Source organism: Vibrio scophthalmi (assembly GCF_040869025.1).
GTDB classification, from domain to species: domain Bacteria; phylum Pseudomonadota; class Gammaproteobacteria; order Enterobacterales; family Vibrionaceae; genus Vibrio; species Vibrio scophthalmi.
In genome coordinates, this window is the sequence record NZ_CP134271.1 from 2,743,754 (window position 1) to 2,756,047 (window position 12,294).

General features: G+C 43.9%; 10 protein-coding genes. 5 read left to right on the plus strand and 5 right to left on the minus strand.

Features of this window, described 5'->3' with window-relative positions; genetic code table 11:
- Positions 1-46: 46 nt before the first annotated feature.
- Complete coding sequence (locus RJD38_RS12550) at positions 47-547, minus strand: YfbU family protein (protein WP_005594746.1); 501 nt, start codon at positions 545-547, stop codon at positions 47-49.
- 297 nt (positions 548-844) lie between these two features.
- Here RJD38_RS12550 and RJD38_RS12555 point away from each other — a divergent pair, with 297 nt between their 5' ends.
- Positions 845-1,933 (plus strand): linear amide C-N hydrolase, encoded by a 1,089-nt coding sequence (locus RJD38_RS12555; RefSeq protein ID WP_367971348.1) that lies wholly within the window; start codon positions 845-847, stop codon positions 1,931-1,933.
- A 73-nt stretch (positions 1,934-2,006) separates the two neighbouring features.
- On the opposite strand, the gene pflA is transcribed toward RJD38_RS12555, so the two are convergent.
- From pflA to RJD38_RS12575, 4 genes are all read right to left on the minus strand, one after another.
- A complete protein-coding gene (gene pflA, locus RJD38_RS12560) occupies positions 2,007-2,747 on the minus strand; it encodes a pyruvate formate lyase 1-activating protein (RefSeq protein ID WP_005594749.1) in 741 nt (246 codons plus the stop codon).
- Between the two features lie 205 nt (positions 2,748-2,952).
- The gene (locus RJD38_RS12565; protein WP_065545431.1) at positions 2,953-3,948 is read right to left on the minus strand and encodes a lipid A deacylase LpxR family protein; all 996 of its coding nucleotides are present in this window, start codon (positions 3,946-3,948) and stop codon (positions 2,953-2,955) included.
- A gap of 259 nt (positions 3,949-4,207) precedes the next feature.
- Positions 4,208-6,484 (minus strand): formate C-acetyltransferase, encoded by a 2,277-nt coding sequence (gene pflB / locus RJD38_RS12570; RefSeq protein WP_009387010.1) that lies wholly within the window; start codon positions 6,482-6,484, stop codon positions 4,208-4,210.
- 301 nt (positions 6,485-6,785) lie between these two features.
- On the minus strand, positions 6,786-8,333 hold the full coding sequence (locus RJD38_RS12575; protein ID WP_005594752.1) for a DUF3360 family protein: 1,548 nt from the start codon (positions 8,331-8,333) through the stop codon (positions 6,786-6,788).
- A 654-nt stretch (positions 8,334-8,987) separates the two neighbouring features.
- Here RJD38_RS12575 and RJD38_RS12580 point away from each other — a divergent pair.
- From RJD38_RS12580 to RJD38_RS12595, 4 genes are all read left to right on the plus strand, one after another.
- On the plus strand, positions 8,988-9,758 hold the full coding sequence (locus tag RJD38_RS12580) for an ABC transporter ATP-binding protein (RefSeq protein ID WP_005594753.1): 771 nt from the start codon (positions 8,988-8,990) through the stop codon (positions 9,756-9,758).
- Positions 9,759-9,911: 153 nt separating this feature from the next.
- Positions 9,912-10,679 carry an ABC transporter substrate-binding protein gene (locus tag RJD38_RS12585; protein WP_005594754.1) on the plus strand — a complete coding sequence of 256 codons (768 nt, stop codon included), beginning with the start codon at positions 9,912-9,914 and terminating at the stop codon, positions 10,677-10,679.
- A gap of 141 nt (positions 10,680-10,820) precedes the next feature.
- On the plus strand, positions 10,821-11,561 hold the full coding sequence (locus RJD38_RS12590; RefSeq protein ID WP_005594755.1) for an ABC transporter permease: 741 nt from the start codon (positions 10,821-10,823) through the stop codon (positions 11,559-11,561).
- Between the two features lie 3 nt (positions 11,562-11,564).
- Positions 11,565-12,242 carry an ABC transporter permease gene (locus RJD38_RS12595; RefSeq protein WP_005594756.1) on the plus strand — a complete coding sequence of 226 codons (678 nt, stop codon included), beginning with the start codon at positions 11,565-11,567 and terminating at the stop codon, positions 12,240-12,242.
- The last annotated feature ends 52 nt before the right edge of the window (positions 12,243-12,294 follow it).

Consider the following 12,294-nt stretch of genomic DNA (forward strand, 5'->3'; position numbering starts at 1 on the left):
GTATAAAAAGGGTTGCAAGTGCAACCCTAAGATAAGCGTAATATTATTAAGCGTTAAAAATTTGCTTTAATTCGTTGGCGCACAAGTGGTATTGACGCGGACACTTGCGCCATGTCGCGAGCATGCGGCGATATTTTTCCAGCATTGGCATCTGTGCGTTGAAGTGGTGCTCACCTTTTTCAAACTGCGGGTAAAGACCTTCAGATTCCACTAGGAAACGGACGTAGTGTACTAATTTGCACTCAGTACCACAGTCAAAGCCAAGGAACTGTAAGCGGCGCTGATCGACTTCTTTGCGTTCGTGCTCTTCTAGCATGTTGTTGGATTCTTGCATCGCATGATACATTTCCATGATGTCAGTAATTTCACGACATTCATCTTCTTCAATACAGCCAAAATCTTTATTTAACTCACGCATTTGCATTACGTAGCCGCGTTCGACAATCGTTTGTAAGCGTTTGTATTTTGCCGCATTTGTTGGATCCATTTGCGACATTAAGTAGTACTGGTTAGATAGGATCAAACGTTGAGCGTTTGTCATTTCCATTGGATGGCCTCATAGTTCTAATACATCTTTATTGTGCTTAGGTTAGCCTTTTGTTGTGAGATGAAACATGATCTCAACACAGGTTTGTGAGCAAAAATGAAAACTTTTTATCTCAATATATCGGTATTTAATCTTATGTATCATCAAGATCGAAATTAGGCGAGAAATCGGGGGGCGAGGCTTATGAAATGTGGCGGATAGCTTTGTTTATTTGGCTGGATAGGTGTAGTTTTAAACAGACAACTTAAGCTGCCATCGAGCAGAGTTTAAATCGATAACATCGAGTGTGATTGAATTATGAAAAAATCGATACTAGCGTTAATTTGCGCATCTTGTTTTAGTTATGCTGCCAATGCCTGTACGGGCATTTCTCTTTCCACAACCAATGATGATTACATTCAAGCACGTACGATTGAGTGGGGACACAGTGATCTTAATAGTAAGCTGATCGTTTCTCCGCGCGATTATCGCTATACCTCAACCATGCCAGATCAAAAACAAGGGTTGAGTTGGCAGAGTAAGTACGGTTTTGCGGGTATTTCTGTTAGTGATGACAAATTTATCGCGGAAGGAGTGAATGAAAAGGGCTTGAGCGCGGGATTGTTCTATTTCCGCAATTACGGTTCTTTGGCAACTTATGACCCGCAAGACACCAGCAACAATATCACCGACATGGACTTTGTGCGTTGGATGCTGAGCCAGTTTGAAACGGTCGAGCAGGTTGAAGCTGCGCTGAGTAAAATTAAGATTGTGACCGTCTATTTTGATCAGCAAGGTAATCCGTCACCAACGGCGCACTGGCGTGTGTCGGATAAGCAAGGCAACAGTATTGTGATTGAAATAATGGATCACGGTAAAATCAATATTCACAAAAATACCGCTCAAGTTCTGACTAACTCGCCAGATTATTCATGGCATGTCACCAACTTAAACAACTACATTAATTTACATCCCGGCTCTAGTCCAAATCAAAAGTTTAACGGCGTTGATGCACAATCGTTTGGGGTCGGTTCAGCGTTTGTCGGCTTACCAGGTGACATCTCGCCTCCGTCTCGCTTTGTGCGTGCTGCGTTTTATGTTAACTCAGCTCCGGAGTTAAAAAATGGCGAGCAAGCGGTATCACAGGCGTTCCATATCCTGAACAATTTTGATATTCCATTGGGCAGTGAGTTTAATGACAAATCACATATTCCCGACTTGCCGAGTGCCACACAATGGACATCGGTTATCGATCAAAGTAACGGCTTACTGTTCTACAAAACCATGCACGATAGCACCATTCGTCGAGTGGATTTGAATACGCTTAACTTTGATGCCAAAGCAGAAACCAAACAGGCACTGGATAGCGGCTCATTCAGCTATCAAGATGTGGTGATTAAGCCATAGATAAGGCTTTTGTTGTGTAACAAAAAGGGCGCTCCCATTGGGTAGCGCCCTTTTTAAATCGACTTGAAATAGATTAGTATTTCACATTTGAGTGGTATTGGCTGAGGATGGATTGAATGTTTTCCATCGTCTCTTTTGATGGCGGTTGTACGCCGTCAAGTGGATAGTCAAAGCCAAGTGCTTCCCATTTATGAGCACCAAGTTTGTGATAAGGCAACAGTTCAATTTTCTCTACGTTATCCATATCTTTGATGAACTCACCAAGCATGTGAGCCGCTTCATCTTCATCGGTGTAACCTGGAACCACCACGTAACGGATCCACGTTTTTTGACCAATTTTTTGTAAGTAGCGAGCAAAATCCAATACACGACGGTTGGAAACGCCAATAAATTCTTGGTGGATTTCATCTTTCATGTGCTTAAGGTCAAGCATCACCAGATCGGTCGCTTCAAGAACTTCGTCAACCACATCGGTGTGTTTGCGAATGTAGCCATTGGTGTCAAGACAAGTGTGGATGCCTTCTGCTTGAGCCGCGCGGAAAAAGTCACGGACAAATTCTGGCTGCAGCATCGCTTCACCGCCTGAACAAGTAATACCACCGCCAGATGCTTTCATGAAGTGACGATAGCTTTTTGCTTCGTTGATGATCTCTTCAACGGTCACTTCTTTACCGTCATGGGTATCCCACGTATCACGGTTATGACAATACATACAACGCATTAAACAGCCTTGAAGGAAGACAATAAAGCGAATTCCAGGACCATCGACAGTGCCACATGATTCAAAAGAATGAATACGACCAGTTGTAGACATGAGCTCATCTCTTATAAATTATTTGCCTGTTATTTTATTACAAAAACACCTTTTTAAATAGGGGTTAGCGGTCGGTGAGGGCAAATAAATGGCGGAGATACTGACATTCGAATAGCAGAATAAAAGTGTGTACGTGATAGGTATAGAAAAGCACCTTTAAACCAATTGAACAGGGTGGATTTCAATTGGTTTATCGGAATGAAGTTTAGAAGAAAGTGAACAGCGATAAACTGCCGGTACCATAGATATCGTCAGGAGCGTCTTTGTAGTCGGCGGTTTTGATGGTGGTGGCTAAACTGAGGCCATAAGAGGCGTTGTACCATGCGACGCCAACAATAGCTGTTGCTTGGTTGTGTGCGAGTGAAACCTCATATAAGTCGGGGTCTGGTAAGCCAGGGCGATCACCTTCAATGGTGATATCGTTAAACCGGTAACGCGCTTCGATGCCACCGTAAACAAACCAACCACCATTGGAGGCCCCTATCATCCCGGCTCGAAATGGATTTTCGCTATCAATATTGGCCGCTCCCATGTTGCCAGCTAAATCCGTTCCCCAACGAAACATGATGCCAGTTGAGACATCACTACGGAAATTACCCACATTAAGCTCTGATACATTGGCAATTTCAAATTCGGTATTGCTGCTAATGCGTTCGCGATACCAGTTAAAGTGACTGAGATAGCCGAGGTTAGCGACGATTTGATCACCAACTTGGTAGTGCCAACCTTGCGGATCATCGGAGCCGGTAATGCCATGGACAATGTCTTGAGCCTTGTCTGCAAGAGAGTTTTCTCCCGTGGTACCCAAGGTGAAATTGAAGCGTTGGGCTTGCTGAGGGTGCAAGCTGATGTAGTTTAACTCGGCATGGAGAAATCCAGCATAAGGGCGGTTATCGGCGAGAGGTTCTGTGGCTTCAATATCGGTAGGGGTGTACATTTTGTGGCCAAGAGTCATCTCATATTTATCTAAAGATGAGGCCCCCCAAAACGATAAGCTGAGAGGTTTTAAAAGGCTGTTAGGTTGGATGGCCGATGACGTGTAGGAGAGAAAAAGCCCATTGGTGTAGTCTTGATCGACACCGAAGACACCATCGTTATCAATAGAAAACGAGAGGGTAGACCTTTCGGAAGCATAGCTAATCGACGAGGTTAACAACATCAATGTCACGATGTTCATCGACACAATGTGGACTCTTTTCATAAGACAACTTCCATGCACAAACAACGAGAGTAGAGCTCTCATAAAGATAGGAGATTATGTTACTACAAGCCCGGTGATAGGAAGCGATTAAGCGTCAAGGTTGTGCGCTTAATCCGATCTAATTTGCAGAGTCATTCAGTGGCTAAATGTGGTGGTATTGCGTATTGAAATAGGCAATAAACACACGAGTGCAGATTGAAATGCAGGCAAAAAAAAGCCCCGCTAAAAAGCGGGGCTTCATCAATCATTCAACCGAGAATTATAGAGACTCAGTGAAAGTACGTGCGATTACGTCAGCTTGTTGCTCTGCAGTTAGAGAGTTAAAGCGTACAGCGTAACCAGATACACGGATTGTTAGCTGAGGGTATTTCTCAGGGTGCTTAACTGCGTCTTCTAGAGTTTCACGGTTAAGAACGTTCACGTTTAGGTGTTGACCACCTTCGATGCCAGCTTCGTGGTGGAAGTAACCATCCATTAGGCCTGCAAGGTTAGAACGTTGGCTATCTTCTTCTTTACCTAGTGCGTTTGGCACGATAGAGAATGTGTAAGAGATACCATCTTGAGCGTCAGCAAACGGTAGTTTACCTACAGAAGTTAGTGATGCTACAGCACCTTTCTCATCACGACCGTGCATTGGGTTTGCACCAGGAGCGAAAGGAGCGCCAGCACGACGACCGTCTGGAGTGTTACCAGTTTTCTTACCGTACACAACGTTTGAAGTGATAGTAAGGATAGACTGAGTTGGGATTGCATCACGGTACATCTTAAGTTTACGGATTTTGCCCATAAACGTAGAAACTAGTTCACATGCGATGTCATCTACGCGTGAATCGTTGTTACCGAATTTAGGGTAATCACCTTCGATTTCGAAGTCGATTGCAATGCCATCTTCGTCACGAACTGGTTTAACAGTTGCGAATTTGATTGCAGATAGTGAGTCAGCTGCAACAGATAGACCTGCGATACCACATGCCATAGTACGACGAACGTCACGGTCATGAAGAGCCATTAGAGACGCTTCGTAGCTGTATTTGTCGTGCATGTAGTGGATGCTGTTTAGTGCAGTCACGTATTGCTTAGCTAGCCAATCCATGAAGTGATCTAGACGATCCATTACTTTATCGTAATCAAGAACAGCGTCAGTCATTGGAGCTTCTTTTGGACCAACTTGCATTTTCAGCTTCTCATCAACGCCGCCGTTGATTGCGTAAAGCATAGTTTTAGCAAGGTTAGCACGAGCGCCAAAGAACTGCATTTGCTTACCAACGATCATTGGAGATACACAACATGCAATTGCGTAGTCGTCAGATTGTAGGTCAGGACGCATTAGATCATCGTTTTCGTACTGGATAGAAGAAGTATCGATAGATACTTTAGCACAGAAACGTTTGAAGCCATCAGGTAGCTGCTCAGACCAAAGTACAGTGATGTTTGGCTCTGGAGAAGGACCCATTGTGTATAGGCTGTTTAGGAAACGGAAGTTAGTACGTGTAACTAGTGTACGACCGTCAAGGCTCATACCACCCATTGACTCAGTAGCCCAGATAGGGTCACCTGAGAACAACTCATCGTATTCAGGAGTACGTAGGAAACGAACCATACGTAGCTTCATTACGAAGTGGTCGATCATTTCTTGAGCTTCAACTTCAGTGATCTTGCCAGCAGCGATATCACGCTCGATGAAGATGTCTAGGAAAGTCGAAGTACGACCTAGAGACATTGCAGCACCGTTTTGTGATTTAACAGCAGCTAGGTAGCCGAAGTAAGTCCACTGGATAGCTTCTTGAGCAGTTTGAGCTGGCTCAGAGATATCGTAGCCGTACTTAGCAGCCATTTGTTTGATTTGACCTAGAGCGCGGTGTTGCTCTGCAATTTCTTCACGAAGTTGCATAGTAGCCGTTAGGTCTTCGCCGTTCTCAAAACGCTCTTGAAGAGATTTGAATTGAGCTAGCTTGTCCTTCATTAGGAAGTCGATACCGTATAGTGCAACACGACGGTAGTCACCGATGATACGACCACGGCCGTAAGCATCTGGAAGACCAGTCAGAACACCGGACTTACGACAAGCTAGGATATCTGGAGTGTAGATATCGAATACGCCAGCGTTGTGAGTTTTACGGTACTCTGAGTAGATTTTTGAAATCATAGGGTCAAGAGTTTCACCGTATGCTTTGCAAGAACCTTCAACCATACGTACACCACCGTTAGGGATGATTGCACGTTTAAGTGGTTTCTCAGTTTGTAGACCAACGATAGTTTCTAGATCTTTTTCGATGTAGCCTGCATCGTGAGCAGTGATGGTAGAAATAACGTCAGTATCGAAATCAAGAGGCGCTTTAGTTGCGTTCTCAATTTTGATACCTTCCATTACTTTAGCCCAAAGCGTGTTAGTCGCTTCAGTACCTTCAGAAACTAGGAAAGATTCGTCGCCTTCATATGGAGCGTAGTTCTTTTGGATGAAATCACGAACGTTTACTTCGCTTTGCCACTCACCTGCAGCAAAACCTTCCCAAGCTTTAGCAAATTGCTCTGCCATGACATACCTACCTTTTTAGTAGAAAAAACACGTACTGGTTTCGCTGTTGAGCCAGCTATCCCGAGGATCGGGAACAGTACACTCTAATTAATAACAATATGTATAGCCTGTACCGTTTCGGTATTGAAACCGATCACAAACCTATAAATATTGTCACTACTCTTTATGTGGAATCTTACCAGTTCATTTTCAAGGTTACACTAAAAAAATTTTTAAACCTTAAACTAAATCAATAAATCCTAAAAAATGTTGATAAAAAAGGGGGCATATATGTTTGCCCCCCACAGTTATAGCTTAAAAATTATAGGAATGCCTTGATGCCGTATTGACCTTCAAGCATACCAACTGCAAGCATTGCAACCAAACAGATTACAAGAACACCTACAGGGATAACAATCTTATCCACGAATGATAGACGAGCAGCACGCTCTTTATCACCGATTAGACCGTTGTTATCAAGAAGCATAGTTAGTGCCCAAGCAAGAACAGGGTTAACAACTGCAGAACCAAAGATACAGATACCTGCAGCTTGTGAATCTTTAGAGTCTTTAACCATCTGCATACCTGCTTCAAGTAGAGGTAGAGATACACCTACAAGTAGAGCAACACGCATTACTGGTGGCCATACCGCGATATCCATTGGGAAACCTAGGATTGCGATGATCATAACCAATAGACCTAGCAAGATTGCGCCGCCAGGGATAGGGCGTTTAGCAATCGCTGCTGGGATCATGTATGTACCCCAAGAAGAAGTAATGTTACCACCACCAACAGCAGTACCAACCATCTGACGGATAGAACACATGGTCATTGTATCATCAACGTCCATCAGTACTTTTTCAGTCTTACGTGGGTAGTTCAGTTCTTGGAAGATACGGTGACCTAGGAAGTCTGGTGACCACATTGCAACCGCTAGAATAGCAAACGGTAGAGATGCGATGAAGTGTTGCGTGTTTGGTAGACCAAGCATCCAACCTTCGTCTGTGCTACCCCACCAGTAAACTGGGTTTAGGTTAGGAAGACCAGTTTCAGTTACGAATTTAATATCGAAACCTGCGCCTAGGATTAGAGCAATGATAAGACCGGTAAATGCACACACTGGAATTGCCAACCAACGCTTGTTCACTTTTGCAAGTAAAGCGTAAAGAGCAATCGTCACAGCAAGAACAATCAGACCAACATAACCCATGCTACCCGCTTCAACGGTGCTAGATTGCAGACCAACCGCCCACTCTTGAATAGAGGTGATTTGGCTCATGGTACCTGTTAGACCTAGGAAGATTAGCAAGCCACCGGCTGTACCTTCTGAGGTGAGGTTCACCAGTTTTGAGCCACCTTTAAGGAAGCTAAGAATCAGGCCAAAGATACCAATCAAAATTGCTAACGCAAGAGGGTGTGCACCGGCAAGAGCGATCGTACCGATTAGTGGGATCATTGGACCGTGGTTACCCGCAAGGTTCGCTTTCGGGTTAATAAAGCCAGAGGCTAGAACACAGAACAAGAATGCTGGGATAAGCATTTCTACACGAGCAACTTCGATCGCGAATTCTTTACCAAGATTTACGTGATCCCAAGCGGCTGATAAGCCTTCTGCCCAAGACATCATTACCGCTGAGTACATCGCGATGATGCCGATTGTACCAGCTAGTGCTGGAACAAGGTCTTCTAATTCGAAACGGAAATCACGACCAGGAAGGTTTAGAGCGAAGCGACGAGGCTTCATAATTTGTAGTTCGTGATCTAGGTAATCTGAACGGGTTTCGAACTCCGAAGCTGGACGGTGCAGCTCTTGGTAGCTCTTGTTCTCGATATCCGAATCAGAGTGCGGCTTATTGACTGCGTCTGACATAGATTCCTCATATAATAAAAGTTAATGGTTTTTTAAAGTCGCTTGTCTTTAATTGTGTTCTAAGCGACTGCGTAACAACGTTAAGCTTCCTGCATTGAGATCTTTATACCGCCTACGTAGCACGAAGTCTATGTGCTTTAAAATAGACGAAGATCCGAACAAAAGATCCTATTGGGGCTTTTATCTCTCGGGAGTTTAACGTGCTAATCCTGAGCAGTGATTGATTTAGATCACTTTATGAAAGAATGTGAAAGAAAACTACGCAGAATGGTTAAACTTTGACTAAGTGAAATCACAGTGCTGAAAATAGGTTTCATAATGTAATTTTTACTAGACGTATCTGAATTGTTTTATTTAGGTAGCGTGGTTGCGATGGTTGCTGAGTAAAAAGTGAGATTGTGGACGTTATTGTTAATCTTTTTGCGGGAGGTTGGCTTGATTGATTTATGGTTAATATGCAAAGAAATAAGTTTATTACACTGCGTGATGCATTAATACTCACTCATATTGATTAAATATCGGACTTATCTAGGTTAATAATTTGTTGCATGTTTTTGGTGTTAGTGCTAGTTTCAAGTTCATTGTGGGAGGAGCCCATGTAACTAAACGTGTCGTGATGCGTTTGGTTAAATTAAGTACAGGGAGTGACAGCGCATGAATGATGTACCAGCGCTTAATATCAAAAATCTGCATAAAACCTTTGGTCAAAACCAAGTATTAAAGGGCATATCTTTAGAAGCTCATAAAGGCGATGTTATCTCTATCATCGGCTCTTCCGGATCAGGTAAAAGTACTTTCCTACGTTGCATTAACCTTCTTGAAACGCCAACCGCTGGCGAGATTTGGGTCAATGGCGAATTGATCGAAATGAAAAACAATCGTGCAGGTGAAGCGATTCCAGCTAATGACAAGCAAGTACAACGTATTCGCTCCCGCTTAGCGATGGTGTTTCAAGGTTTTAATCTTTGGTCACACATGACTGTTCTTGAAAATGTGGTTGAAGCACCCATTCATGTATTGGGTGTGCCTAAAGCACAAGCGATTGAAAACGCCGAGTTGATCTTAAAGAAAGTCGGGCTTTATGAGCGTAAAGATTATTATCCCGGCCATCTTTCAGGTGGTCAGCAACAACGTGCGGCAATTGCACGTGCGTTAGCGGTTGATCCTGAAGTGATGTTGTTCGATGAACCCACTTCTGCGCTTGATCCCGAGTTAGTGGGTGAAGTGTTGGGGGTTATGCGTGATCTCGCCGAAGAAGGCCGCACCATGCTCGTCGTGACACATGAAATGGCTTTTGCTCGTGATGTTTCTAATCACGTGATGTTCTTGCATCAAGGATTGGTGGAAGAGCAGGGCAATCCTGACAATCTGTTTACTAATCCGGAATCAGAGCGTCTCAAACAGTTTATCTCTTCAATTTATTAGTCGTTGAGTAACACCGAAGGCGCCACATCAACCGTCACACCACCGTTCGGTTGTGACGAATTCGGTGCTAAAGACTGAAAGTGAACACAACATAAGTAACACTATAAAAAGCAACATAACATCTACAAGTAAAACAATCACAGGAGTATGGAAATGAAAAAGTGGTTAGTCGTAGCAGCACTGGCAGCTACAACCTTGACTGGTATGGCCCAAGCGAAAGAATGGAAAACCGTTCGTTTTGGTATTGAAGGTGCTTACCCTCCATTTAGCTGGACTGAAGCGGATGGCTCATTGAAAGGGTTTGATGTCGATATGGCCAACGCATTGTGTACCGAGATGGCGGTGAAATGTAAAATTGTACCGCAAGATTGGGATGGCATTATTCCATCACTATTGGCTCGTAAATACGACGCGATTATCGCGGCAATGTCGATCACCGAAGAACGTAAAAAGAAAATCGATTTCACGGGCAAATACGCACTTATTCCAAACAACTTTATTGCCAAGAAAGACGCAGGTTTGAACTTCGATAACCTTGCTGGAGTAAAAATCGGTGTTCAACGTGCAACGACGCACGATAAGTACCTAACTGATAACTACGAAGATGTTGAAATTGTTCGTTACGGTTCATTTGATGAAGCATACCTAGATCTCGCCAATGGTCGTATTGCTGCGGTATTGGGCGATGCATCAGCGCTTGAAGAAGGTGTATTGAATGCTAAAGGTGGTGATGGCTACGAGTTTGTTGGCCCTTCATTAACCGATCCACAGTGGTTTGGCGAAGGCTTCGGTATTGCGGTTCGTAAGCAAGATAAAGACTTAACCAAAAAGCTTGATGCAGCGATCCTTTCACTACGTGAAAAAGGTATTTACCAAGAGATTGCCGCTAAGTACTTCAACTATGATGTATACGGCGAGTAATTTCTCGTCTAGACATACCGTTCTCAATGATGAGTAATGATAGATAATGTCATTGTTCACTGAGAATGGTATCAGCGACCGTTGGCTTGTTCCTAGAAGTAGTCAACGGTCGGTTTCAAGTTTAGGGACAGGAACTTACCTATGCTGGATCTTCAAGGATATGAAGCCTCAATCTTAAATGGGGCCTTGGTTACCATACAAGTCGCGCTACTATCACTGTTGCTTGCGATGATATTAGGCATGCTTGGCGCATTAGCCAAATTAGCGCCTTATCGTTTCGCCCGCGCTATTGCCACCCTTTACACCACAATCATTCGCGGCATTCCTGATCTCGTACTGATGATGCTTATCTTCTTTGGTGGACAAATTCTTCTTAACAACAGTTTGTATTCCATCAACGAATGGCTCAATGAGTGGTTTACCTCAAGCGACCCAAACCATGAGTGGACGGCCTACTTACCAGATTACATTGATGTCAGCCCGTTTGTGGCTGGCGTTTTGACGATTGGATTTATCTTTGGCGCTTATATGGCTGAGACCTTCCGTGGTGCAATTATGGCCGTGGATAAAGGCGAACTTGAAGCAGCCAAAGCCTATGGAATGAGCTCAGCGTTGGCGTTTCGCCGTATTTTGTTTCCACAAATGGTGCGCCATGCGTTACCCGGCTTTGGTAACAACTGGTTAGTGCTACTTAAGACCACGGCTTTAGTTTCTATCATTGGCCTTGAGGACATGGTACGTGTAAGTGCGTTAGCTGCGGGATCAACCAAGATGCCATTTACCTTTTATATGGCAGTCGCGGTGATATTTCTGTTTTTTACCAGTGTTTCGACAGGCTTACTTAAGCTAGTTGAGCGCAAGTTTAGTATTCACGCGAGGTAGGGAATGGATTTTTCACTCATTATTGAAAGCTTACCGATCTACTTTGAAGGACTATGGACCACCACTTGGTTAGTGGGGTTAGCGCTGATCATTGGTTTAAGCGTTGCGATTCCGCTGGCGATTGCACGCAATAGTCACAACTACTTGCTCATCGCGCCGAGTTGGGCGTTTATCTATTTTTTCCGTGGCACACCACTACTGGTTCAACTTTATTTAATTTATTACGGCATGGATCAGTTTTTCCCGGTTAAAGATACCTTGTGGGAACATGCATGGTTTTGTGCGTTAGTGGCGTTTGTGCTTAATACCTCTGCCTATACCGCTGAAATTATTCGTGGCGCGATCAACGGTTTGCCAAAAGGCGAAATTGAAGCGGCGAAAGCCTATGGTATGAGCCCTGCTAAAACCTACCGACGTATCATATTGCCGAGTGCGTTGCGCCGAGCATTACCTGCATACAGTAATGAAGTGATCTTTATGCTGCATGGCAGCGCCGTCGCAGGCATTGTCACTATCTTGGATTTGACTGGCGCCGCCCGTTTGGTGAACTCGCGTTATTACGCACCGTTTGAATCTTTCTTAACAGCCGGCCTATTTTATATGGCGCTGACATTCATTATTTTGTGGGTGTTCAAAAATGCCGAGAAGAGATTTTTGGCCTACATGCGTCCGTTATCGTGAGCGATTTTTATTAATTAACCACGCATTATTTTTTAATAAAAGAGTCCCTTAA

Excerpts from the sequence above, each read along its gene's own strand:
- RJD38_RS12550 (WP_005594746.1), bottom strand. The coding sequence starts at position 547 with ATGGAAATGACAAACGCTCAACGTTTGATCCTATCTAACCAGTACTAC.
- RJD38_RS12555 (WP_367971348.1), top strand. The coding sequence starts at position 845 with ATGAAAAAATCGATACTAGCGTTAATTTGCGCATCTTGTTTTAGTTAT.
- pflA (WP_005594749.1), bottom strand. The coding sequence starts at position 2,747 with ATGTCTACAACTGGTCGTATTCATTCTTTTGAATCATGTGGCACTGTC.
- RJD38_RS12565 (WP_065545431.1), bottom strand. The coding sequence starts at position 3,948 with ATGAAAAGAGTCCACATTGTGTCGATGAACATCGTGACATTGATGTTG.
- pflB (WP_009387010.1), bottom strand. The coding sequence starts at position 6,484 with ATGGCAGAGCAATTTGCTAAAGCTTGGGAAGGTTTTGCTGCAGGTGAG.
- RJD38_RS12575 (WP_005594752.1), bottom strand. The coding sequence starts at position 8,333 with ATGTCAGACGCAGTCAATAAGCCGCACTCTGATTCGGATATCGAGAAC.
- RJD38_RS12580 (WP_005594753.1), top strand. The coding sequence starts at position 8,988 with ATGAATGATGTACCAGCGCTTAATATCAAAAATCTGCATAAAACCTTT.
- RJD38_RS12585 (WP_005594754.1), top strand. The coding sequence starts at position 9,912 with ATGAAAAAGTGGTTAGTCGTAGCAGCACTGGCAGCTACAACCTTGACT.
- RJD38_RS12590 (WP_005594755.1), top strand. The coding sequence starts at position 10,821 with ATGCTGGATCTTCAAGGATATGAAGCCTCAATCTTAAATGGGGCCTTG.
- RJD38_RS12595 (WP_005594756.1), top strand. The coding sequence starts at position 11,565 with ATGGATTTTTCACTCATTATTGAAAGCTTACCGATCTACTTTGAAGGA.